Raw genomic sequence first — 22750 nt, forward strand, 5'->3', positions numbered from 1 at the left:
AAGGACAGAGCAATGGAAATCGGACTTTCCCACTACCTGACGGTCAGTGCCATACTTTTCACGATCGGCGTTTTCGGCATCTTCCTGAACCGGAAGAACGTCATCATCATTCTCATGTCCATCGAGCTGATCCTGCTTTCGGTCAATCTCAACATGGTCGCCTTCTCCGCCTTCCTGAACGATCTGGTCGGCCAGGTCTTCGCGCTCTTCATCCTCACGGTGGCGGCGGCGGAAGCGGCGATCGGACTGGCGATCCTCGTGGTGTTCTATCGCAACCGCGGCTCGATTGCGGTCGAAGACGTCAATATGATGAAGGGCTGACCTCCAGATGATCTACAAACTCATCATTTTCCTGCCGTTGCTCGGCTTCCTCATCGCGGGCCTCTTCGGAAACCGGATCGGCGCCAAGGCGACCGAGTGGGTGACCATCGCCTTCATGGTGGTCGCCGCCATCCTGTCCTGGTACGTCTTCATCTCGGTCGGATTCCTTTCTCACGCCGAGGATCTGGTGATCCAGGTGCCGGTCATGCAGTGGATCTCCTCCGGCGACATCGACGTCGCCTGGTCGCTCCGGATCGACACGCTGACGGCGGTCATGCTGGTCGTGGTCAACACCGTCTCCTGTCTCGTCCACCTCTATTCGGTGGGCTACATGCATGATGACCCGCATCGTCCGCGTTTCTTCGCCTACCTGTCGCTGTTCACCTTCGCCATGCTGTCGCTGGTGACCTCCGACAACCTGTTGCAGATGTTCTTCGGCTGGGAAGGCGTCGGTCTTGCCTCCTATCTGCTGATCGGCTTCTGGTACAAGAAGCCGTCGGCCTGCGCCGCCGCGATGAAGGCCTTCATCGTCAACCGTGTCGGCGACTTCGGTTTCCTGCTCGGCATCGCCGGTCTGTTCTTCCTGGCGCACACGATCAATTTCGACCCGATCTTTGCCGCCGCCGAGCGCATCGCCGATGACCACGCTGCCGCCGTTGCTGCCGGCGAGCACGTTGCGGTGCTGCACTTCCTCGGCATGGACCTCACCCTGATGCATGCGATCACCGCGATCTGCCTTCTGCTGTTCATGGGCGCGATGGGCAAGTCGGCGCAGTTCCTGCTGCACACCTGGCTGCCGGACGCGATGGAAGGCCCGACCCCGGTTTCGGCCCTTATCCACGCCGCGACCATGGTGACCGCCGGTGTCTTCCTGGTGGCGCGCATGTCGCCTCTGTTCGAACTCTCGCCTTCCGCGCTCACCTTCGTCACGCTGATCGGTTCGATCACGGCGCTCTTTGCCGCTACCATCGGCCTGGTGCAGAACGACATCAAGCGCGTGATCGCCTATTCGACCTGTTCGCAGCTCGGCTATATGTTTGCCGCACTCGGGGCAGGGGCCTACGGCGCCGCCGTCTTCCACCTCTTTACCCACGCCTTCTTCAAGGCGCTTCTGTTCCTTTGCGCCGGTTCGGTCATCCATGCCGTTTCCGGCGATCAGGACATGCGTCGCATGGGCGGCCTCAGGAAGCATATCCCGATCACCTTCTGGGGCATGATCTTCGGTACGCTCGCCATTACCGGAGTCGGCATTCCCGGCACGGTCATCGGTGCGGCCGGCTTCTTTTCCAAGGATGCGATCATCGAGGCGGCCTTCGTTTCGGCAAGCCCGCTTGCAGGCTTCTCTTTCTGGGCGCTGGTTATCGCCGCAGTCCTGACGGCGTTCTATTCATGGCGCCTCATCTTCATGACCTTCTTCGGCAAGCCGCGCGCGTCTTCCGATGTGATGCACCATGTTCATGAATCGCCCTGGGTCATGCTGATCCCGCTGATCGTGCTCTCGGTCGGTGCGCTCTTTGCCGGCGTCGTCTTCGCCGAGTTCTTCTACGGCCACGACTACAGCGAATTCTGGAAGGGCGCTCTGTTTACCGGCCCGCACAACGAGGTTCTGGAGGAGCACCATCACGTGGCGCTCTGGGTCAAGCTCTCGCCGTTCTTCGCCATGCTGATCGGTACCGCAGTCGCGATCTACATGTACCTGATCAAGCCGTCCTCGGCGAAGGCGACGGCCAAGGCCTTCCCCCGGATCTACGCATTCCTGCTCAACAAGTGGTATTTCGATGAACTGTACGACTTCCTGTTCGTCCGTCCCGCCAAGAAGCTCGGGCACTTCCTGTGGCAGAAGGGGGATGTGGGCGTGATTGACCGGTTCGGACCGAACGGCATCGCTGCGCTTGTCGTCGATGTCACCAACCGCGTGGTCAAGCTGCAGTCCGGCTATGTTTACCACTATGCGTTTGCAATGCTGATCGGCCTTGCCGCTCTTGTAACGTGGATGATGCTCGGAGGGGCGCTGTAATGAGCGACTGGCCAATTCTTACGACAGTCACCTTCCTGCCGCTCGTCGGCGTGGTGCTGATCCTGTTTACCCGTGACGACAACGAGACGGGTCTGCGCAACATCCGCAATGTCGCGCTTCTGACGACGCTCTTCACCTTCGTGGTGTCGCTGTTCATCTGGGTCAATTACGATCCGGCCGATCCGAACTTCCAGATGGTCGAGTATCACGAGTGGCTGGGGACCGGTATTGCCTACCATCTTGGCGTTGACGGCATTTCGATGCTGTTCATCCTGCTGACGACGGTTTTGATGCCGCTCTGCATCCTCGCCTCGTGGGAAGCCATCACCTACCGGGTGAAGGCCTATATGATCGCCTTCCTCATTCTGGAAACGTTGATCATCGGCGTGTTCGTCTCGCTCGATATCGTGATGTTCTACATCTTCTTCGAGGCAGGCCTGATCCCGATGTATCTGATCATCGGCATCTGGGGTCATGACCGGCGCGTCTATGCCTCGCTGAAGTTCTTCCTCTACACCTTCGCCGGCTCGGTCTTCATGCTGTTGTCGATCATGGCGATGTACTGGGTGACGGGCACGACCAGCGTTCCTGTGCTCCTGGAATATGATTTCCCGGTGAACCTGCAATATTGGCTGTTCCTCGGCTTCTTCGCGTCCTTTGCGGTGAAGATGCCGATGTGGCCGGTGCACACCTGGCTGCCGGACGCCCATGTGGAAGCGCCGACGGCGGCTTCGGGCGTGCTGGCGGGCGTGCTCTTGAAACTCGGCGGCTTCGGCGTGTTGCGCTATTCGATGCCGATGTTCCCGGACGCGTCCTATTATTTCGCGCCGCTGATCTTCGCGCTCTCGATCATCGCCATCATCTACGCATCGCTCGTGGCGCTGATGCAGACCGACATGAAGAAGCTGATCGCCTATTCGTCGGTCGCCCACATGGGCTACGTGACCATGGGCATGTTCTCGGCCACCACTGAGGGCGTCGAGGGCTCGATCTTCCTGATGCTCTCGCACGGCATCGTCTCCGGCGCGCTGTTCTTCTGCGTCGGCATCGTCTATGACCGTATGCATACGCGCGAGATCGCGGCCTTCGGCGGGCTTGTGAACAACATGCCGAAATTCGCGGTCGCTTTCATGGTCTTCACCATGGCCAATGTCGGGCTTCCGGGCACGTCGGGCTTCATCGGCGAATTCCTGACGGTGGTCGGCGTCTTCCAGGTCAATACCTGGGTTGCCGTGTTCGCCGCCACCGGCGTCATCCTTTCCGCCGCCTACGCGCTGTGGCTTTATCGCCGCGTAATCTTCGGCGCACTGGAAAAGGACAGCCTCAAGGCGCTGCTCGACCTTTCCACGCGCGAGAAGTTCGTTCTCTACCCGCTGATCATCCTGACGATTTTCTTCGGTGTCTATCCGGAACCGATCTTCGCGGCGATCCACGGCCCGGTAGCCCAGATCGTTCAACACTATGACGCTGTTCTGGAATCCACCAAGAACATCGCGCTGCCGGTATACTGAGACAGGATCTTTTGGACATGACCTCGGAACTCCTACTTTCAAGTCTGAAGCTGATCATGCCGGAGCTGATCCTTTCGATCGGCGCCATGGTCCTGTTGATGATCGGCGCCTTTGCCGGCCGCAAGAGCGGCCCGGCAATTGTCGGCCTTTCCGTTGCGCTTCTGATCGCGGCTTTCGCCGCCCTGTTCTGGGCGGGCTCCGGAACCGCCTTCAACGGGTCGCTCACATTCAACGCCTTCACCCGCTTCATGCAGGTGCTGGTGCTGATCGGTGCGGCTTTGTCGATGATCCTGTCGGTTGGCCATGAGGAGCCGGAATATCTCGATCGCTTCGAGTTTCCGGTGCTGATGCTGCTGTCGACCACCGGCATGATGCTCATGGTGTCGGCCAACGACATGCTGGCCTTCTACATGGGCCTCGAACTGATGTCGCTGCCGCTTTATGTGATCGCGGCGATAAACCGGGACAGCCTGCGTTCCACGGAGGCGGGCCTGAAATATTTCGTTCTTGGTTCGCTGTCGTCCGGCATGCTGCTTTACGGCATCTCGCTGATCTACGGCTTTACCGGCAATATCGGCTTTGAGGCGGTCGCCAACCAGATTGCGCTCGGCGAGACCGGTCTCGGCTTCATCTTCGGCATGGTCTTCGTGCTGGCCGGCATCACCTTCAAGATTTCGGCCGTCCCCTTCCATATGTGGACGCCGGACGTCTATGAGGGCGCGCCGACGCCGGTTACGGCCTTCTTCGCCTCCGCGCCGAAGGTTGCCGCCATGGCGATCATCATTCGCCTGCTGATCGATGCCTTCGGTCCGGCCGCCGACCAGTGGCGCCAGGTCGTGGTGTTCATCGCCATCGCCTCCATGGTGCTCGGCGCCTTTGCCGCGATCGGCCAGCGCAACATCAAGCGTCTGATGGCCTATTCCTCGATTACCCACATGGGCTACGCGCTGGTCGGGCTTGCAGCCGGCACGGAAGTCGGCGTCAGTGGCGTTGCCATCTACATGGCAATCTACCTGTTCATGACGCTCGGCGCCTTCGCCATCATCATGGCGATGCGGCTCAAGGAAGGCGGCAATGTCGAGAATATCGACGATCTCGCCGGTCTGTCGCAGACCAAACCGGTCATGGCCGTGGTGTTGACGGCGCTGATGTTCTCTCTTGCGGGCGTTCCGCCGCTGGCGGGTTTCTTCGGCAAGTATTTCGTCTTCCTGGCCGCGATCAACGCGCATCTCTATACGCTGGCGATCATCGGCGTGCTCTCCTCGGTCGTCGCCGCGTTCTACTATCTGCGGATCGTCAAGGTGATGTGGTTCGACGAGCCGACCGTGGAATTCTCCCGGGTTGCCGTGGAACTGCGCTTCGTCTTCGGCCTGAGCGGTCTCTTTGCCATTGGCTATCTGCTGTTCGGCGGTCCGTTGAACACGGCGGCGCAGTCTGCCGCCGCGGCGCTGTTCTAGATGGCGGCGGGAAACCCCGCCGCTGCCTATCGGCATGAGGCGCTCGGCGCGGTCGCCTCGACCAATCTTTCCGCGATGGAGCGGGCCGAGGCCGGTGATCCCGGCCTGCTCTGGATCACGGCTGACGAGCAGACAGGCGGACGGGCACGGCGCGGCCGCAGCTGGATTTCCAAGCGGGGCAATCTCTACGCCTCGCTTCTGCTTGTTGATCCGGCGCCGGATTCATCCCTGTCGTCCTTGCCGCTGGTCGCCGCCGTCGCCGTCCATGGCGCCATCAACAGCATGATGTCCGGTCATAGCAGCGAGGTCGCGATCAAATGGCCGAATGACGTGTTGATCGACCGCAAGAAGGTCAGCGGCATTCTGCTGGAAGCGCGGAAACTTGCCGATGGCCGTTTCGCGGTTGTCATTGGTATCGGGATCAATGTTGGATTTTCGCCGGAAGGAACCCCATATCCGGTGGCAAGACTGGCTGATTATGTTGCCGGCGCCGACCCTCAGCTTCTTTTTGCCCATCTGTTCTCGATCATGGCGGAAGAGCTTTCCATATGGGATGGCGGACGCGGTGTCGGCCGGACCGTTTCCCGCTGGCGCGCTGCCGCCTGCGGCATCAATGAACGGATCACCATCAACCTGGCCCGCGAGCAGGTCTCCGGGCTTTTTGCCGGCATCGATGATTCCGGCATGCTGAAACTTGAAACGGAAGAGGGCTCGCGCACCTTTGCTGCTGGCGATGTCTTCTTCGAAAACAACAAGAACGGATAACGCTTAAATGGCGAACAATAAAAACGAACTGGTCTTCCTGCCCCTCGGCGGGCTGGGAGAGATCGGCATGAATCTCGCGCTTTACGGCTATGGACCCGCGGAAAAACGTGAATGGATCATGGTCGATTGCGGCGTCACGTTTCCCGGACCCGATCTGCCCGGGGTCGACCTCGTATTGCCCGATATCGAATTCGTGCGCGAACAGCGCGACAATCTGAAGGCCATGATCATCACCCACGCGCATGAGGACCACTACGGCGCGATCGCGACGCTGTGGCCGGGACTCAATGTGCCGATCTACGCCTCGCCCTTCACTGCGGGCCTGCTGGAGGCCAAGCGCGAATATGAAAGCTGGATGCGTGAAATTCCGGTGACGATCTTCAAGGCCGGCGACACCATCAATGTCGGTCCGTTCACGGTGGAGGGCGTGCCCGTCAACCACTCGATCCCCGAGCCGATGGCGCTTGCAATCCGCACCCCGCTTGGCAATATCGTCCATACCGGCGACTGGAAGATCGACCATGCGCCGACGCTCGGCCCCAAGACCGACGAGGCCCGGTTTCGCGCCATCGGCGACGAGGGCGTGCTGGCGCTGATGTGTGATTCGACCAATGCCATGCGCGACGGCGTATCGCCCTCCGAGGAGGAGATTTCGGCAAGCCTCAGACAGGTCATCGAAAATGCGGAAGGCCGCGTCGCGCTGACCACGTTCTCCTCCAACATCGGCCGCATCCGCTCCATCGCCAAGGCCGCCGACGAGGCGGGGCGCCAGGTGCTGCTGCTCGGCTCCTCGTTGAAGCGCGCGGTTGCCGTCGCCCGTGATCTCGGGATGATGGAGGGCGTGAAGCCGTTCGTCGACGAGGATGAGTTCGGCTATATTCCGCGCGACAAGGTGGTTGCGATCCTGACCGGTTCACAGGGCGAGCCGCGCGCGGCGCTTGCCAAGCTCTCGCGCGACGAGATGCGCAATGTGGCGCTTGCCGCCGGCGATCTTGTGGTGTTTTCATCGCGCGCCATTCCCGGCAACGAGAAGGCCATCCAGGATATCAAGAATGGTCTGGTGGAGCAGGGCGTTCATATCCTGACCGATAACGAGGCTTTGGTGCATGTGTCCGGCCATCCGCGCCGCAACGAGCTGAAGCAGATGTATGAATGGATCAGGCCCGAAATTCTCGTGCCCGTTCATGGCGAGGCAGCCCATCTGATCGCCCAGAAGGAACTGGCCGAACAGAGCGGCATCGCCCAGGTTCCGCGCGTCAGGAATGGCGATGTTCTGCGCCTTGCGCCGGGTCCCGCCGAGGTGATCGGCCATGTCGAGGCCGGCCGTGTGTTCAAGGACGGCAAGCTGATCGGCAACTTTGACGAAATGGGCATCGGAGAGCGCCGCAAGCTCTCCTTCGTCGGCCATGTGGCGGTCAATGTGCTCCTGAACAGCAAGTTCGACTTCGCCGGCGATCCGGATGTCGTGCCGATCGGCCTGCCGGGTTTTGACGACGAGGACGAGCGCATGGAGGACGTGCTGTTCGACGCCGTTCTCGGCGCTGTCGAAAGCATTCCGCGCTCGCGCCGCAAGGATCTCGGCATGGTCAAGGAGGCCATCCGCCGCTCCGTCCGCGCCGCCGCCAATGAGTGCTGGGGCAAGAAGCCGGTGGTAACGGTGTTTGTCAACCGGCTTGGGTGAGAGTTTCCGCAGCTGCGTGAATGCTCGTAGAGCGCTTCTTTCCTCTCTTTGCGTCACCCTCGGGCTTGACCCGAGGGTGACGCAATTTCCGTGTCGCCTGGATGCTCGGGTCGAGCCCGAGCATGACTCTTCTTCGGGGAGAGGCGCCGTCGTTAGCCCCCCTCTTGTTTCTTTGGCCGAAATCGCTGCCCTAACCCGGACGCCTGAACAGCCGGCTTTGTTCGAACAGACCCTCCAACTGGCTGATGCGCTGGCGGGTCTTGTCCCAGCTTTTCGCCTGCACCGCCTCGATCAGCGCTTCCACCACGAACAGCGTCACGACGGACGAGTCCCAGGCCGACGGCACCTCGATATGGACGCGAAAGGTGTGGCGGGCGAACTTGGTCACGGGCGAGGCCCACTGGTCGGTGAAAAGAATGATCTCGACGCCGTTCTCGCTTGCCACGCGGGCGAGCGTCGCCATGTCCTGCTCGTAGCGGCGGATGTCGAAGATCACCAGAACATCGCCCTTGGCCATGTTCAGCATATGCTGCGGCCACGAGCCGGAATTGGAAGACATCAGCGTCGTCTTCGGCCGGATGACCTGCATGTGGGTGTAGAAATAGCCCGCGATTGCGCCTGTGATGCGCCCGCCGACAAAATAGACCGCGCGGTCGAGGTCCGAGAGCAAGGCTGCCGCCCCGCCGAATGTTTCCTGATCAAGCTGTGACAATGTGCGGCGCATATTGTCCATCGCCGCCTCGCCGAATCGGTTCAGGATATGCGTGTCGGGCACATTGCGCGCCAACCGGTCGTGTTTGGCGATCGGGTTGGAGAGCGTGGCCTCCAGCTCCTGGTGCAGGCGCGCCTGAAATTCGGCGTATCCCTTGAAGCCCAGCTTCTGCACCATGCGCGCGACCGTTGGCGTCGACACATCCGCATTTTCGGCAAGCGTGGTGATGCTGCCGAGGCCGGAGACCGGGTAGTTCTCGCTGATCGTGTCGGCGAGGCGCCTTTCCGAGCGCGTGAGCTCGCCGTAGCGCCCGGCGATGATGTCGGCGACTGTTCGGGACCCGTCAGTCAATCTTCGTCTCCTGTTTCCCGGGCATTTAGGAACGGCGCGGTCCATCCGTCAACGGCAAAAATGAATAGAAGTTTTCAAAGTTCGATTGACACTGCGTGAAATCTGAAGAACTATTTACAAAATTAAGAATTGCAGAAAATGCAGGGGAACAGATGTTGGGAAAGCCGGGGCTGTTGAGCGCCCGCGACGACGCGCCTGTGATTGTCGAGCGTGCGTCGGGTCAAAGTGTGATCGTGCTGGTCTGCGAGCATGCCGGCCGCGCCATACCCGATTGCCTTGGCGACATGGGCCTGTCAGCCGAACTTCTGCAAAGCCATATCGCATGGGATCCGGGCGCGCTTGCGGTTTCGGAGCTGTTGAGCGCGGCGCTTGACGCAACATTGGTCCACCAGCGCTTTTCCCGCCTTGTCTATGATTGCAACCGGCCGCCGGAAGCCGCCGACGCCATTCCGCAAATCAGCGAAATTCACGCCGTTCCCGCCAATCGCGGGCTCGGCCCGGTGGCGAAGGCCGAGCGGGCGGAGGCCCTCTACCTTCCGTTTCACGAGTGCATCGATGATGTCCTGGACGAACGCGTCGGGCGTGAGACCGTGCTGGTCACGATCCATTCCTTCACGCCCGTCTTCAAGGGAAAAAGGCGGGACGTCGAAATCGGCATCCTGCATGACGCCGACCGAAGGCTTGCCGATTGCATGCTGGAGCAAGCCAGGGCGGCCGGCGGCTACGACGTGCGGCGCAACGAGCCCTATGCCCCCGTGGATGGCGTGACCCATACGCTGCGCCGCCACGCGCTGCCGCGCAAGCTGCCGAACGTCATGATCGAGATCCGCAATGACCTGATCGCCGATGCTGCAGGGCAGGGCGCGGTCGCGGGCTTCATCGCCGGCCTTCTGAACCAGTGCCTCGACGGCAGGCGGGAGGTGGACTGATGCCTGCGGCAATCAAGACCTATGTCCGCTATGTCGATGGCTTCAACCGCGTGGTCGGCCGCATCGCCATGTGGCTGATCTTCGTCATGATGGGCATTCTGCTTTGGTCGTCGGTCTCGAAAACCTTCTTCAATCCCTCGCTTTGGACGCTGGAAATGGCCCAGTTCGTGATGACGGCCTATTACCTCGTTGGCGGGGCCTATTCGCTGCAGCTTGGCAGCCATGTGCGCATGGACCTGCTCTATGGCCGCTGGACGCCGCGCCAGAGGGCCATTGTCGATGCAATCACGGTGTTCATGCTGTTCACCTATCTGATCTTCCTGCTGATCGGCGGCGTGTCGTCCACCGGCTACGCGCTGAAATATGGCGAAACCTCCTATTCCAGCTGGTCGCCCTATATGGCGCCGATCAAGATCACCATGGTCATCGGCATTTTCCTGATGTTCCTGCAGACCACCTCGATCTTCCTCAAGGACCTCGCCAAGGCTCTGGGGAGGCCGATCGCATGAACCTCTCCTATGAAATGATCGCGCTTCTTCTGTTCTTCTCGATGATGCTGACCATGCTGACCGGTCAGCGCGTCTTCGCCGCGATCGGTTTTGTCGGCGTCGTCGCGGCGGCCCTCTTGTGGGGCACGGGCGGCTACGAGCTCGGCTTTTCCGCCGGCATGAAGCTGATGAAGTGGTATCCGATGCTGACGCTGCCGCTCTTCATCTTCATGGGCTACATGCTGTCGGAATCGGGCATCGCGGAAGACCTCTACAAGGCGTTCCACGTCTGGATGGGCGGTCTGCCGGGCGGTCTTGCCGTCGGCACGATCGCGCTGATGGTGGTGATTTCGGCGATGAACGGGCTTTCAGTCGCCGGCATGGCCATCGGCGCGACGATCGCACTGCCTGAGCTTTTGCGGCGCGGCTATGACAAGATCATGGTTTCGGGCGTTATCCAGGCGGGGTCTTCACTGGGCATTCTGGTGCCGCCGAGCGTTGTGCTGGTGCTTTACGGCATGATCGCCCGCCAGCCCGTCGGCAAGCTCTGGGTCGCGGGCGCGCTGCCGGGGCTGATGCTGGCGGCGATGTTCATCATCTACATCATCATCCGCTGCCGTATGAACCCGGCGCTTGGCCCTTCATTGCCGAAGGAAGAGCGCGACATGCCGCTCGGCGAGAAGCTGAAGCTCCTGCGCGCCGGCATCATCCCCTTCCTCATCTTCTTCCTGATGATGGGACTGTTCCTGATGGGCGTCACCAGCCTGACGGAAAGTGCCGCGATCGGCGCGCTTTCCGCACTCGTGGCCGCACTCGTCAAGAAGCGGCTGACCTGGAAACTCCTGAACCGCACCATGGAGCAGACGCTCGGCATTTCCTGCATGTTCATGTGGATCATCCTGGCGGCGCTGTGCTTCGGCGCTGTCTTCGACGGGCTCGGCGCGGTGAGGGCGTTGGAAACTCTGCTGCTGGAGCGCTGGGACCTCGGTCCCTGGGAAATCCTGATCATGATGCAGATTTCCTACATCATCATGGGCACGTTTCTCGATGATACGGCGATGCTGGTGATCGTTGCGCCGCTTTACGTGCCGCTCGTCGGTCATCTCGGCTTCGACCTTGTCTGGTACGGCGTGCTCTACACCATCACCTGCCAGATCGCCTATATGACGCCGCCGTTCGGCTACAACCTGTTCCTGATGCGGGCCATGGCCCCGCGGGAGATTTCACTGACCGACATTTACCGCTCCGTCTGGCCGTTCGTGATCATCATGATCCTCGGCCTGGCGATCGTCACGGCATTTCCGCAGATTGCCCTGTGGTTGCCGAACCTCGTTTATGCGCGCTGAGGAGAGTGGCTGATGCGCGTTGGAGTGCGTCCGGTTTCAGCGGGCGTTTGGAAACGGAGGGCCCGGCATGCGGTCGGGCCACACAAGAGCTGATGAAGCAAAACAGAGGGAAGCAGCAATGACCAACAGACGCAGTTTTTTGAAGAATGCGGGCCTTGCGACCGCAGCCGGCGCCACGGCGCTTGCCGCGCCCGCCGTCACCCGCGCCCAGAGCAAGATCACCTGGCGCCTGCAGACCTATGCGGGTCCGGCGCTGGCCGAACACGTCATCAAGCCGTCGATTGATGCCTTCAACACCGCCGCCAACGGCGAGATGGAGATCCAGCTCTTTACCGCCGATCAGCTGGTGCCGACGGGCGAACTGTTCCGCGCCATGCAGCGCGGCACGATCGATGCCGTGCAGTCGGACGACGACTCGATGAACTCGCCGCTCGATATCAAGGTGTTCGGCGGCTATTTCCCCTTCGCCTCGAAGTTCAGTCTCGACGTGCCGACCCTGTTTTACGAATACGGTCTCGCCGAGATCTGGGAGAAGGCCTATTCGGAAGTCGGCGTGCAGTGGATTTCCGCCGGCGCGTGGGACCCGTGCAACTTCGCCACCGTCAATCCGGTCACGAGCCTTTCCGATCTTGAGGGGCTTCGCATCTTCACCTTCCCGACCGCCGGCAAATTCCTGTCGCAGTTCGGCGTCGTTCCGGTGACGCTGCCCTGGGAAGACGTGCAGGTCGCCATGCAGACCGGCGAACTCGACGGCCTGGCCTGGTCGGGCATCACCGAGGACTACACTGTCGGCTGGGCGGATGTGACCAACTACTTCCTCACCAACAATATCTCCGGCGGCTGGTGCGGCTCCTTCTTCGTCAATTCCGACAAATGGGCGGAAGTGCCGGAGCATCTGAAGGTGCTGTTCCGCATGTGCACGGATTCGTCGCACCTGCATCGCCTGCACTGGTACTGGGGCGGCGAGGCGCGGCTGCGCGCCCATGGCGACAAGCTGAAGCTGACCACCATTCCGGATGCCGAATGGAAGACGGTGGAAGATGCCGCCGACGCCTTCTGGGACGAGATTGCCGCCGAGACCGAGCGCACGGCCGAAGTGGTCAAGATCCTCAAACAGTACCAGGCCGATATGAAGGCCGCCGGCCCGCCCTATCGCGCGGGTTGACAAGGATCGCGGTCGGTGCGGGGCTTCCATTTTAGCCCCCGTTCCTCTCACGTGTCATGCTCGGGCTCGACCCGAGCATCCAGGCGACACGGAAGACGCTGCCTGGACCCTCGGGTCAAGCCCGAGGGTGACGCGGAACAAGGGGCGGAAGGCGCGAACAACGCACCTGTCCCACTCACGCCGCCACACCATTGACACCGATCGTCCGGAGTGTTCCAGCAATCTGGACGATTGCATGAACCACAGGAAGAGCCTGATGAGCGCGGAATACACATTCGACGAACTGAAACAGGACGTGGCGGAGGGCCGGATCGACACGGTTCTGGCCTGCCAGGTGGATATGCAGGGCCGGCTGATGGGCAAGCGCTTCCACGCCGAATATTTCGTCGAGAGCGGCTTCAGGGAAACCCATTGCTGCAACTATGTCCAGGCGACAGATATGGAGATGAACACAGTCTCCGGCTATGAATCGACCAGCTGGGCGGCGGGCTATGGCGACTATACGATGAAGCCGGACCTTGGCACGCTGCGGCGCATTCCCTGGCTGGAGGGCACGGCGCTGGTGCTCTGCGATGTCGAGGACCATGCGACCCACAGCGAAGTCGCCCATTCGCCGCGTGCGCTGCTGAAAAAGCAGATCGGCCGTCTCGAGGCGCATGGCTTTCGCGCGATGATGGCGACGGAGCTTGAATTCTTCCTCTTCAACCAGTCCTTCGAAAGCGCCGAGGAGGCGGGCTATCGCGGGCTGAAGCGCTCCAGCGCCTATAATGAGGATTACCACATCTTCCAGACCACCAAGGAAGAGGATGTGATGCGGGCGATCCGCAACGGCTTGCAGGGCGCGGGCATCCCGATCGAAAATTCCAAGGGCGAGGCGGATGCGGGCCAGGAAGAGCTCAATGTGCGCTACGCCGACGCGCTGGCCATGGCCGATCGCCACGCCATCATCAAGAATGCCTGCAAGGAGATCGCCTGGCAGAAGGGCAAGGCCGTCACCTTCATGGCCAAGTGGAATTATGATGCCGCCGGCAATTCCTCCCATGTGCATCAGTCGCTCTGGAGCGCCGACGGGACGAAACCGCTGTTCTTCGATCCCGACGGGCCCTATGGCATGTCGAAGCTGATGGAGCACTATGTGGCGGGCCTGCTCGCCCATTCCGCCGAGATCACCTATTTTCTGGCGCCCTACATCAATTCCTACAAGCGTTTCATGGCCGGCACATTCGCGCCGACCAAGGCGATCTGGTCGCGCGACAACCGTACGGCCGGTTTTCGTCTTTGCGGCGAAAAGACCAAGGGCATCCGCATCGAATGCCGCATCGGCGGGGCGGATCTCAATCCCTATCTGGCGTTCGCCGCGCAGCTGGCTGCCGGTCTCGACGGCATCGAAAAACAGATGACGCTGGAAGCGCCCTATGTGGGCGATGCCTATGGCGCCGGCAGCGATATCCGCGAAATCCCGAAAACCCTGCGCGCCGCCGCCGCCGCCATGGACAGCTCCGATTTCCTGCGGTCAGCCTTCGGCGACAGCGTCATCAACCATTACCGCCGCGCCGCCGAATGGGAACAGGAGGAATACGACCGCCGCGTCACCGACTGGGAGATTGCGCGCGGGTTTGAGAGGGCTTGAAGGAGAATGCTGCCGGCCCTGTGCGGGACCGCAGCGAAATTTCTTGAGCGACAATTGCAAATGACAGGATGGTGATCATGACGATGATCCAATGTATTTCGCCGGTCGACGGATCGGTTTACGCCGAGCGGGAGGCGGTTTCCGCCGCAGCCGCAACTGAGGCTGTCGCCAGGGCGCGCGCGGCTCAGAAGGATTGGGCGAAGCGACCGCTGGAAGAGCGGGTATCGCTGGTGCAGGCGGGCATCAAGGCGCTCAATGCCATGAGCGACGAGGTGGTGCGGGAGCTTGCCTGGATGATGGGCCGGCCGGTGCGTTACGGCGGCGAGTTCGGTGGCGTCAACGAGCGCGCCGACTATATGGCAAGCGTTGCGGCCGAAGGTCTGGCGCCGATCGCGCTTGAGGACAGCGGCAGTTTCCGCCGTTATATCGCCCGCGAGCCGCACGGCGTCGTCTTTGTCATCGCGCCGTGGAACTACCCCTATCTGACGGCGATCAATACTATCGTACCGGCGCTCATTGCCGGCAATGCGGTAATCATCAAGCATGCGAGCCAGACGCTTCTGGTCGGCGAGCGCATCGTCAAGGCCTTCGTCTCGGCGGGCATTCCGGAAGACCTGTTCCAGAACATCTTTCTCGATCATGCGACAAGTTCCGAGCTGATCGCTTCAAAGAGCTTCGATTTCATCAATTTCACCGGCTCGGTTGAAGGCGGGCGGCAGATCGAGCGCGCGGCGGCCGGCACCTTCACCCCGCTCGGGCTGGAGCTTGGCGGCAAGGACCCGGGCTATGTGATGGAGGATGCCGACCTTGATGCGGCGGTCGCGACGCTGATGGACGCGGCCATGTTCAATGCCGGCCAGTGCTGCTGCGGCATCGAGCGCATCTATGTGACGGCAAGCCTTTACGATGCCTTTGTCGAAAAGGCGGCGGCCTTTGCTTCCGCCTACAAGCTCGGCAACCCGCTCGATGAGGCCACGACGCTCGGGCCGATGGCCAACAAGCGCTTTGCCGCCGTGGTGCGCAAGCAGATCGAACAGGCGATTGCCGCGGGCGCCAGGCCGCTGGTCGATCCGAAGCTGTTCCCGGAGGATGATGGCGGGGCCTATCTCGCGCCGCAGGTTCTCGTCAATGTCGACCATTCCATGGATGTGATGCGCGAGGAGAGTTTCGGCCCGGTCGTTGGCATCATGAAGGTCTCCTCGGATGAGGAAGCGCTCTCCCTGATGAATGACAGCCAGTACGGCCTGACGGCATCGCTCTGGACCGCCGACCCCGATCGCGCGGCGGCCCTTGGCGCCCGGATCGAAACCGGCACCGTTTTCATGAACCGCGCTGACTATCTGGATCCCGGCCTTTGCTGGACCGGCTGCAAGAATACCGGCCGCGGCGGCTCTCTCTCTATTATCGGCTACCACAACCTGACCCGGCCGAAGTCGTATCATCTGAAGAAAGTCACACAATGAGCTTCACAGCCAACTGGAGTTATCCGACCACGATCAAGTTCGGTGCGGGACGCATCGCCGAACTTGCCGATGCCTGCAAGAGCCTCGGCATGACCAATCCGCTGCTGGTGACCGACAAGGGGCTTGCAAGCCTGCCGATCACGAAAAATGCGCTGAAGATCCTCTCCGAGGGCGGGCTCGATTCGGCGCTGTTTTCGGATGTCGATCCGAACCCGAACGAGCAGAACCTTGCCGCCGGTATCGCCGCCTTCAAGCAGGGCGGCCATGACGGCGTGATTGCCTTTGGCGGCGGCTCCGGTCTCGATCTCGGCAAGCTGGTGGCGATGATGGCGGGCCAGACCCTGCCGGTCTGGGATTTCGAGGATATCGGCGACTGGTGGACGAGGGCGGATGCCTATGCAATCGCGCCGATCGTCGCGGTGCCGACGACGGCCGGAACGGGCTCCGAGGTCGGCCGGGCAGGGGTTCTGACCAATTCCGAAACCCATGTAAAGAAGATCATTTTTCACCCGAAGCTTTTGCCGGGCGTGGTGATCTGCGATCCGGAACTGACCGTCGGCATGCCGAAGATCATCACCGCCGGCACGGGGCTTGATGCCTTTGCCCACTGCCTGGAGGCCTATTGCTCGCCGCATTACCACCCGATGTCGCACGGCATCGCGCTCGAAGGCATGCGCCTCGTCAAGGACAACCTGCCGCGCGTCTACAACGATCCGGAAGACCTGGAGGCGCGCGCCGAGATGATGAGCGCGGCCGCCATGGGCGCGGTTGCCTTCCAGAAGGGCCTCGGCGCAATCCATGCGATCTCGCATCCGCTGGGCGCCGTCTATAACACCCATCACGGGATGACGAACGCCGTGGTCATGCCGCCGGTGCTGCGCTTCAACCGCGAGAAGATCGTCGACAAGCTGAAGCTTGCGGCCGATTATCTCGGCATTTCGGGCGGCTATGACGGGTTCTACAACTTCGTGCTGGAGTTCCGGGCCGAGCTCGGCGTGCCGAAAAACCTGAGCGAAATGGGGATAGCCCCTGACCGGATTGACGAACTCGCCGTGATGGCGCTCGATGACCCGAGCACGGGCGGCAACCCGGTCGAGATGACGCTGGAAAACACCAGGGCGCTTCTGGTCGATTGCTTCTGAGAGGCTTTGGTCTCCTCCTGCGAAGGGCGTCGCTGTTGCGGCGCCCTTTTCCGTTATCCGGCCGCCTCCAGAATATCGTCCTGCGCCTTGTCGAGCTTGGTCCGCACCAGTGCTGTCAGAGGGCGAGGCAGTGCCTTTCTGCCGTCTGCGAGGGACGCCAGGCTCTTGGTGTCTGCCGGCAGGCGGAGGCTTTCGGTGGCCTTCGCCGCGCGGGCGTCGCAAAAGGGGCAGTGTTCCTCGCAGGCGAGCCGGATCGCGCGGAAGAAGATATCCGCGCGGTCGCACCAATGCCCCTGAACGCTTTCACGATCGCTTTTTCCTGCTCTTTTCGGTTCATGAACGGATTGTGCGGGCAAACCCCGCGCTCTGCCGTCCAAAACGCGGAAGCGAGGGGTGTTCCGGCGGAAGAGTTGCATCCGACCTTCGAAACGGTCTAGGTGTCGTCAAGGCGCAATGTCAGGACGGAGGAAACCTTGTCGCTGTTTTCCGCATTCGCGGTCTATTTCGTCATCTGGTGGATCACGCTGTTTGCGGTCCTGCCCTTCGGCCTGCGCACCCAGGAGGAGGAGGGGGAGGTCGTGCCCGGCACCACGGCGAGCGCGCCGCACCGCTTTCGCCCCTGGCGGGTGATCTTCTGGACCTCGCTGGTGGCGGCTGTCGTCTTCGCCGCTTGGTATGTGGTCGTGATCGTTGCCGGTTACGGACTTGAAGACCTTTCGGCCCTTTTCTGGACGCCTTGATCTAAAACCGCATGCGCAGGAATGCGCTGCCGAGACCGTAATCAAAGTCCTTGGCGCCGCTATCGCCGGTCGATTGCCCGTATTCGAAGCGCGCGCCGAGCTCGAGGTCGGTGGGGAAGAACTTGATGCTGGTCTCAAGTCCGCCGTAGAAGGCGCCGCTGTCGATGTCGGTCGGCGAGAAGCGGGTGTTGTTTTCAATCCTGACATCGCCATAGATCTGCCGGTAGCCGGCATAGGGCGAAAGCGTGACGAGGCCGAGATTTCCCTTTGCCGCCACATAGGCCCCGAGCGAAGTAAGCTGCGTATCCGTCTTGCCGCCGCCGGTTCGCGTCTCGATCTCCTGCGTCGTGCCGCCGAGCGAGACGTAGCCGGTCATGCCTGCGCAAAAGTTGACCGGCCCCTTGCTGCAGAGGCCAAGCCGGCCGTCAATGCCCCAATAGGTATCGGCGATGATGTCGTCGAGCGCGTCGTCGTTCATATGCAGCATAAGGGCCGCAGGACCGCCGGAAAGGTCGAGGTAGAAGGCGTCGGAAAGATCGGCGGCTTTGGCCGATGCCGGAAGGGCGGCGAGGCCCGCTAAAACCGCCATGGCGGTCATCGAAGTAAAGCGGTTGCAGGTCACGGCCGGTCATATCCTTTCACGCGAAATCCCAAGGCCGTTTTCCGGCAATCGGTGAAAGGGGTCAATGCGCGCGGGCATCGAGCTTCATTGTGTGGCAAACAAAGTATTAAAGGCGAGGGGATCGATGACGTTTCCAAAGAGCAAAAAAAAACAAGGCCTCAGGCCTTGTTTTTCAAGTATCGCGTGATCCGTTCCGTTGCCGGGGCAGCGAACAAGCGCGCCAGGATCGATCCTCCCAAGACTTGACCGCGAAGAAAAGGCAAGAATTTAAGCTCCCTGCCTGTTTTATGGGCTTAACCTAGCCCAATGATTGGGCTTTGTCATCCCTTATTTTGCATTTTTGCGACAGTCCGGCAGGTTTTTCAGTTTGACAATGACTATATTGTGTTCTGCAACGTTTCAAGCGCTTGACATTCGTCAGGGTGCGTAGGTCGCCTCCCTCTGGTCAGATGTTCGCAAGATGTTTCGCGGCTTTAATTCTCAGGAAGAAGCCGCTAAAAGGGCCGAGAATAAAATCAATATGCAATCGATTCCCGGCAAGCCGGGATGGCGACAAGAAAGCAGCCTCAGATGCGTCTTTCCCGTTATTTCCTGCCGATCCTGAAGGAAAACCCCAAGGAGGCGGAAATCGTCTCGCACCGCTTCATGCTGCGTGCCGGCATGATCCGCCAGCACGGGCAGGGGATTTATTCTTGGCTTCCGCTCGGCAAGCGGGTCCTCGACAAGGTCAACCGCATCATCCGCGAGGAACAGGACCGTTCCGGCGCCGTCGAGCTTTTGATGCCGACCATGCAGTCGGCCGATCTGTGGATCGAGAGCGGGCGCTACGAGGCCTATGGCAAGGAGATGCTGCGGATTACCGACCGTCAGGACCGCGCCATGCTGTTCGGCCCGACCAATGAGGAGATGATCACCGAGATCTTCCGCTCCTCGGTCAAATCCTACAAGCATCTGCCGCTCAATCTCTACCACATCCAGTGGAAGTTCCGCGACGAGATCCGTCCGCGTTTCGGCACCATGCGCTCGCGCGAGTTCATGATGAAGGATGCCTATTCCTTCGATCTGACGCGGGAGGGCGCTGAGCATTCCTACCGCAAGATGTTTGCCGCCTATCTCAGAACCTTCGACCGGCTCGGTCTGCGCGCCATTCCCATGCGCGCCGATACCGGTCCCATCGGCGGCAATCTCAGCCATGAATTCATCATTCTGGCCGATACCGGTGAATCGGAAGTCTTCTGCCACAAGGATTTCGTCAAGTTCGACATTCCGGCCGAAGATCTCGACTTCGACAATGTCGAAACGCTGCAGGGCATTTTCGACCAGTGGACCTCGCTTTATGCCGCCACCGACGAGATGCATGACGCGGACGCTTTCGGCGCGTTGCCGGAAGGCGAGCGGCTTTCCGCCCGCGGCATCGAGGTTGGTCACATCTTCTATTTCGGCACCAAATATTCCGAGCCGATGAACGCCATGGTCCAGGGTCCCGACGGCAAGGAGCACCCCGTCCACATGGGGTCCTACGGCATTGGCCCGACCCGCCTTGTTCCCGCCATTATCGAAGCCTCTCATGATGAAAACGGGATCATCTGGCCGGATTCGGTCGCGCCCTTCGACGCGGTGATCATCAACATGAAGGTGTCGGACGATGCCTGCGGCGCGGCGTGCGAGCGGCTCTACGAGACGCTTACCAATGCCGGGCTTGATGTCCTCTATGACGACACGGATGAGCGCGCGGGGGCGAAATTCGCGACCGCCGACCTGATCGGCGTGCCGAACCAGATCATCGTCGGCCCGCGCGGCGTGGCGGCCGGCGAGGTCGAGGTGAAGAACCGCTGGACCGGCGAACGCGAGACGATGTCGGTGGATGCCGCGATTGCCAGGCTGACCGCCGGGCGCTAGCGCATCGGCCCGAAAACCGGAATCGATTTTCGCAAAGCACGATCCGTAGACTCAATAGGTTAGAGCGTCCTTTGTGCGTCCGAATGGACGCACCGCGCTCTAGGGAGAGAGACCAGATGGCCTCGGCCGACCAGGCAATTGACGACATCCCCGCGAAAGCGAAGCCGTTTTCCGTTTTCGAACGCATGGTCGCGTGGCGCTATCTGCGCTCGCGCCGCAAGGAAGCCTTCATTTCGGTGATTGCCGGCTTCTCCTTCCTCGGCATCATGCTCGGCGTTGCCACGCTGATCATCGTCATGGCGGTGATGAACGGGTTTCGCAGCGAGCTCGTCAGCCGCATTCTCGGCATCAACGGCCATATCGTTGTTCTGCCGGCGGGCGAGCCTTTTTCCGATTACGCCGCGCTGACCGAGCGGCTTGCGGGCGTCGACGGAGTGCGGCTCGCCTTTCCGCTTGTGGAGGGCCAGGCGCTCGTCTCCGGCGTGCGCGGGGCAGGCAGCGGCGCCCTGGTGCGCGGCATCAGGCCCGATGACATGCTGGCGCTCAGCACCGTCTCCGACAATATCGTCGAGGGCGACATGGTCGGCTATACGGCCGGCGAGGGGGTTCTGATCGGCTCGCGCATGGCCGCCTCGCTCGGGCTCTTTGCCGGCGACAAGATCACGCTGATCTCGCCGGAAGGCGACGTGACCCCTTTCGGCGTCAATCCGCGGGTCAAGGCCTACACGATCTCCGGCATTTTCGAGATCGGCATGTCGGAATATGACGCCTCGATCATCTTCATGCCGCTTGCAGAGGCGCAGGCCTATTTCAATGCCGGCGGTCATGTGCAGAGCATCGAGGTGTTCGTCGATCATCCCGATGATGTCGATCAGGTGATCCCGAAGCTGCGCCAAGCCGCTGGCGAGGACATCGTGATCACCGACTGGCGACAGACCAACCAGACCTTCTTCTCCGCTCTCGAGGTCGAGCGCAATGTCATGTTCATGATCCTGACGCTGATCGTGATCGTCGCCGCGCTCAACATCATTTCCGGTCTGATCATGCTGGTGAAGGACAAGGGCCCGGATATCGCGATCCTGCGCACGATGGGGGCAACCTCGGGCGCGATCATGCGTATATTCTTCATGACCGGGGCCGCCATCGGCATTGTCGGCACGCTTGCCGGCGTGTTTCTCGGCGTCATCGTCTGTCTCAACATCGAATCGATCCGCCAGTTCTTCTCCTGGGTGACCGGCACGGTTCTTTTTGATCCGCAGCTTTACTTCCTGAGCACGCTGCCGGCCGAGATGAGCCTTGGCGAGACGCTGACGGTGGTGATCATGTCGCTGACGCTGTCCTTCATCGCGACGATCTTTCCGGCCTGGCGCGCCTCCCGTCTCGATCCGGTCCAGGCGCTGCGCTACGAATAGCGGGAGAACATTTTGGCCAATCCGTCTTTGGAACTGAAATCGATCGTGCATGAATACGGGCAGGGCGATGGCGTGCTGCAGATCCTGCAGGGTGCATCGCTGAAGCTGATGCCGGGGGAGATGGTGGCGCTTGTGGCGCCGTCGGGCACGGGCAAGTCGACCCTGCTGCAGATCGCCGGTCTTCTGGAAAAGCCGACTGCCGGCGAGGTGTTCCTCAACGGTCGCGAGGCTTCCGCGCTTGATGACGACGGGCGCACGGCCTTGCGGCGCAATGATGTCGGCTTCGTCTATCAGTTTCATCACCTCCTGCCGGAATTCACCGCGCGCGAAAACATCATGCTGCCGCAGCTGATCGCCGGTCTTTCCCCGCGCGAGGCGGCCGAGCGCGCCGACCAGATGCTCGACTATCTCAAGATCGGCCATCGCGCCGAGCATCGCCCGGCCGAACTTTCCGGCGGCGAGCAGCAGCGGGTCGCGATCGGCCGTGCCGTTGCCAACGCGCCGAGCCTTCTGCTTGCCGACGAGCCTACGGGCAACCTCGATCCCGGCACGGCCGGCTATGTGTTCGAGGCGCTCGAGGCGCTTGTTCGTCAGTCCGGATTGTCGGCCCTGATTGCGACCCACAATCTCGAAATTGCCGAGCGGATGGACCGCCGCGTGACCCTGAAGGACGGACTGGTCGTCGACCGGGACACTCCCGACGCCTGATCGTCATCGCCGGCAGGAAGGCGACCTTCGTCTTTGCCTCTCCATCCCCCGCTTGTCGTCGTCCGGCCCCGCGAACAGGGCGCGCGCGGTGACCGCGAAGGCCGCTCGGCGTCCATGGCGTCGTTATGGCGATCAGAAGCTTTTCCGACTTTTCGGGTTGCTAAATAGGAAAATTATCCTATATTGTCGAATGCAACCCAGGGTGTTCATTGATTCATCAGGTATAACGCTTTGAACGCATCTATTCGAGCTGAAGTAAAGTCTATGTTATATCACGACGCATGCCGACAAACATGTAAATAATATTAATGTCGATATTTGAATAACATTTGTCAAATATTATTATTATATATTTACAGGTAATGAATATATATCGCAATTTGTCGAGATA

The 22750-nt window shown here is 61.0% G+C and carries 20 protein-coding genes; 17 read left to right on the top strand and 3 right to left on the bottom strand.

Annotation, left to right across the window (positions count from 1 at the left end; translation table 11 throughout):
• Window positions 1–12: 12 nt before the first annotated feature.
• The 6 genes from nuoK to FF124_RS10885 are packed head-to-tail and all read left to right on the top strand — an operon-like array spanning window position 13 to window position 7752.
• Window positions 13–321: an NADH-quinone oxidoreductase subunit NuoK gene (gene nuoK, locus FF124_RS10860; RefSeq protein WP_024707013.1), complete on the top strand. Its 309-nt coding sequence runs from the start codon at window positions 13–15 to the stop codon at window positions 319–321.
• A gap of 7 nt (window positions 322–328) precedes the next feature.
• Complete coding sequence (gene nuoL / locus FF124_RS10865; RefSeq protein ID WP_138748498.1) at window positions 329–2338, top strand: NADH-quinone oxidoreductase subunit L; 2010 nt, start codon at window positions 329–331, stop codon at window positions 2336–2338.
• On the top strand, window positions 2338–3849 hold the full coding sequence (locus FF124_RS10870; RefSeq protein ID WP_138748499.1) for an NADH-quinone oxidoreductase subunit M: 1512 nt from the start codon (window positions 2338–2340) through the stop codon (window positions 3847–3849). The genes nuoL and FF124_RS10870 overlap by 1 nt, the downstream gene beginning before the upstream one ends.
• Before the next feature lie 17 nt (window positions 3850–3866).
• Window positions 3867–5306, top strand: coding sequence for an NADH-quinone oxidoreductase subunit NuoN (gene nuoN, locus FF124_RS10875; RefSeq protein ID WP_138748500.1), 1440 nt, complete (start codon window positions 3867–3869; stop codon window positions 5304–5306).
• A complete protein-coding gene (locus FF124_RS10880; protein WP_138748501.1) occupies window positions 5307–6071 on the top strand; it encodes a biotin--[acetyl-CoA-carboxylase] ligase in 765 nt (254 codons plus the stop codon). It begins immediately after the preceding gene.
• 7 nt (window positions 6072–6078) lie between these two features.
• Window positions 6079–7752, top strand: coding sequence for a ribonuclease J (locus FF124_RS10885; RefSeq protein ID WP_138748502.1), 1674 nt, complete (start codon window positions 6079–6081; stop codon window positions 7750–7752).
• A 190-nt stretch (window positions 7753–7942) separates the two neighbouring features.
• Here FF124_RS10885 and FF124_RS10890 read toward each other — a convergent pair whose 3' ends face one another.
• A complete protein-coding gene (locus FF124_RS10890; RefSeq protein WP_138748503.1) occupies window positions 7943–8815 on the bottom strand; it encodes a MurR/RpiR family transcriptional regulator in 873 nt (290 codons plus the stop codon).
• 152 nt (window positions 8816–8967) lie between these two features.
• Here FF124_RS10890 and FF124_RS10895 point away from each other — a divergent pair, with 152 nt between their 5' ends.
• From FF124_RS10895 to FF124_RS10925, 7 genes are all read left to right on the top strand, one after another.
• Window positions 8968–9744 carry an N-formylglutamate amidohydrolase gene (locus FF124_RS10895; RefSeq protein ID WP_138748504.1) on the top strand — a complete coding sequence of 259 codons (777 nt, stop codon included), beginning with the start codon at window positions 8968–8970 and terminating at the stop codon, window positions 9742–9744.
• The gene (locus FF124_RS10900) at window positions 9744–10253 is read left to right on the top strand and encodes a TRAP transporter small permease subunit (protein ID WP_138748505.1); all 510 of its coding nucleotides are present in this window, start codon (window positions 9744–9746) and stop codon (window positions 10251–10253) included. The genes FF124_RS10895 and FF124_RS10900 overlap by 1 nt, the downstream gene beginning before the upstream one ends.
• Complete coding sequence (locus FF124_RS10905; protein WP_138748506.1) at window positions 10250–11578, top strand: TRAP transporter large permease; 1329 nt, start codon at window positions 10250–10252, stop codon at window positions 11576–11578. The genes FF124_RS10900 and FF124_RS10905 overlap by 4 nt, the downstream gene beginning before the upstream one ends.
• A gap of 118 nt (window positions 11579–11696) precedes the next feature.
• Window positions 11697–12743, top strand: a complete 1047-nt coding sequence (locus FF124_RS10910; RefSeq protein ID WP_138748507.1) for a TRAP transporter substrate-binding protein — start codon at window positions 11697–11699, stop codon at window positions 12741–12743.
• Between the two features lie 256 nt (window positions 12744–12999).
• Window positions 13000–14373, top strand: a complete 1374-nt coding sequence (locus FF124_RS10915) for a glutamine synthetase family protein (RefSeq protein WP_138748565.1) — start codon at window positions 13000–13002, stop codon at window positions 14371–14373.
• A gap of 77 nt (window positions 14374–14450) precedes the next feature.
• Complete coding sequence (locus FF124_RS10920) at window positions 14451–15836, top strand: aldehyde dehydrogenase family protein (RefSeq protein WP_138748508.1); 1386 nt, start codon at window positions 14451–14453, stop codon at window positions 15834–15836.
• Window positions 15833–16978: an iron-containing alcohol dehydrogenase gene (locus tag FF124_RS10925; RefSeq protein ID WP_138748509.1), complete on the top strand. Its 1146-nt coding sequence runs from the start codon at window positions 15833–15835 to the stop codon at window positions 16976–16978. Before FF124_RS10920 ends, FF124_RS10925 begins: the two co-directional genes overlap by 4 nt.
• A 53-nt stretch (window positions 16979–17031) precedes the next feature.
• Here FF124_RS10925 and FF124_RS10930 read toward each other — a convergent pair whose 3' ends face one another.
• Window positions 17032–17394, bottom strand: coding sequence for a hypothetical protein (locus FF124_RS10930; RefSeq protein ID WP_138748510.1), 363 nt, complete (start codon window positions 17392–17394; stop codon window positions 17032–17034).
• A gap of 57 nt (window positions 17395–17451) precedes the next feature.
• Here FF124_RS10930 and FF124_RS10935 point away from each other — a divergent pair, with 57 nt between their 5' ends.
• Entirely contained in the window at window positions 17452–17718 is a 267-nt protein-coding gene (locus tag FF124_RS10935; RefSeq protein WP_138748511.1) for a DUF1467 family protein, read from the top strand.
• Window position 17719: 1 nt separating this feature from the next.
• On the opposite strand, the gene FF124_RS10940 is transcribed toward FF124_RS10935, so the two are convergent.
• A complete protein-coding gene (locus FF124_RS10940; RefSeq protein WP_138748512.1) occupies window positions 17720–18307 on the bottom strand; it encodes an outer membrane beta-barrel protein in 588 nt (195 codons plus the stop codon).
• A gap of 603 nt (window positions 18308–18910) precedes the next feature.
• On the opposite strand from FF124_RS10940, the gene proS reads away from it, so the two are divergent.
• The 3 genes from proS (at window position 18911) to FF124_RS10955 (ending at window position 22359) form a co-directional block, all read left to right on the top strand.
• On the top strand, window positions 18911–20239 hold the full coding sequence (proS, locus tag FF124_RS10945; protein ID WP_138748513.1) for a proline--tRNA ligase: 1329 nt from the start codon (window positions 18911–18913) through the stop codon (window positions 20237–20239).
• A 116-nt stretch (window positions 20240–20355) separates the two neighbouring features.
• Window positions 20356–21651 carry a lipoprotein-releasing ABC transporter permease subunit gene (locus tag FF124_RS10950; RefSeq protein WP_138748514.1) on the top strand — a complete coding sequence of 432 codons (1296 nt, stop codon included), beginning with the start codon at window positions 20356–20358 and terminating at the stop codon, window positions 21649–21651.
• Between the two features lie 9 nt (window positions 21652–21660).
• A complete protein-coding gene (locus FF124_RS10955; RefSeq protein WP_138748515.1) occupies window positions 21661–22359 on the top strand; it encodes an ABC transporter ATP-binding protein in 699 nt (232 codons plus the stop codon).
• The last annotated feature ends 391 nt before the right edge of the window (window positions 22360–22750 follow it).

Origin of the sequence: Martelella lutilitoris, from assembly GCF_005924265.1 — a bacterium.
Lineage (GTDB): Bacteria > Pseudomonadota > Alphaproteobacteria > Rhizobiales > Rhizobiaceae > Martelella > Martelella lutilitoris.

Excerpts from the sequence above, each read along its gene's own strand:
- nuoK (WP_024707013.1), top strand. The coding sequence starts at position 13 with ATGGAAATCGGACTTTCCCACTACCTGACGGTCAGTGCCATACTTTTC.
- nuoL (WP_138748498.1), top strand. The coding sequence starts at position 329 with ATGATCTACAAACTCATCATTTTCCTGCCGTTGCTCGGCTTCCTCATC.
- FF124_RS10870 (WP_138748499.1), top strand. The coding sequence starts at position 2,338 with ATGAGCGACTGGCCAATTCTTACGACAGTCACCTTCCTGCCGCTCGTC.
- nuoN (WP_138748500.1), top strand. The coding sequence starts at position 3,867 with ATGACCTCGGAACTCCTACTTTCAAGTCTGAAGCTGATCATGCCGGAG.
- FF124_RS10880 (WP_138748501.1), top strand. The coding sequence starts at position 5,307 with ATGGCGGCGGGAAACCCCGCCGCTGCCTATCGGCATGAGGCGCTCGGC.
- FF124_RS10885 (WP_138748502.1), top strand. The coding sequence starts at position 6,079 with ATGGCGAACAATAAAAACGAACTGGTCTTCCTGCCCCTCGGCGGGCTG.
- FF124_RS10895 (WP_138748504.1), top strand. The coding sequence starts at position 8,968 with ATGTTGGGAAAGCCGGGGCTGTTGAGCGCCCGCGACGACGCGCCTGTG.
- FF124_RS10900 (WP_138748505.1), top strand. The coding sequence starts at position 9,744 with ATGCCTGCGGCAATCAAGACCTATGTCCGCTATGTCGATGGCTTCAAC.
- FF124_RS10905 (WP_138748506.1), top strand. The coding sequence starts at position 10,250 with ATGAACCTCTCCTATGAAATGATCGCGCTTCTTCTGTTCTTCTCGATG.
- FF124_RS10910 (WP_138748507.1), top strand. The coding sequence starts at position 11,697 with ATGACCAACAGACGCAGTTTTTTGAAGAATGCGGGCCTTGCGACCGCA.
- FF124_RS10915 (WP_138748565.1), top strand. The coding sequence starts at position 13,000 with ATGAGCGCGGAATACACATTCGACGAACTGAAACAGGACGTGGCGGAG.
- FF124_RS10920 (WP_138748508.1), top strand. The coding sequence starts at position 14,451 with ATGACGATGATCCAATGTATTTCGCCGGTCGACGGATCGGTTTACGCC.
- FF124_RS10925 (WP_138748509.1), top strand. The coding sequence starts at position 15,833 with ATGAGCTTCACAGCCAACTGGAGTTATCCGACCACGATCAAGTTCGGT.
- FF124_RS10930 (WP_138748510.1), bottom strand. The coding sequence starts at position 17,394 with ATGCAACTCTTCCGCCGGAACACCCCTCGCTTCCGCGTTTTGGACGGC.
- FF124_RS10940 (WP_138748512.1), bottom strand. The coding sequence starts at position 18,307 with ATGGCGGTTTTAGCGGGCCTCGCCGCCCTTCCGGCATCGGCCAAAGCC.
- proS (WP_138748513.1), top strand. The coding sequence starts at position 18,911 with ATGCGTCTTTCCCGTTATTTCCTGCCGATCCTGAAGGAAAACCCCAAG.
- FF124_RS10950 (WP_138748514.1), top strand. The coding sequence starts at position 20,356 with ATGGCCTCGGCCGACCAGGCAATTGACGACATCCCCGCGAAAGCGAAG.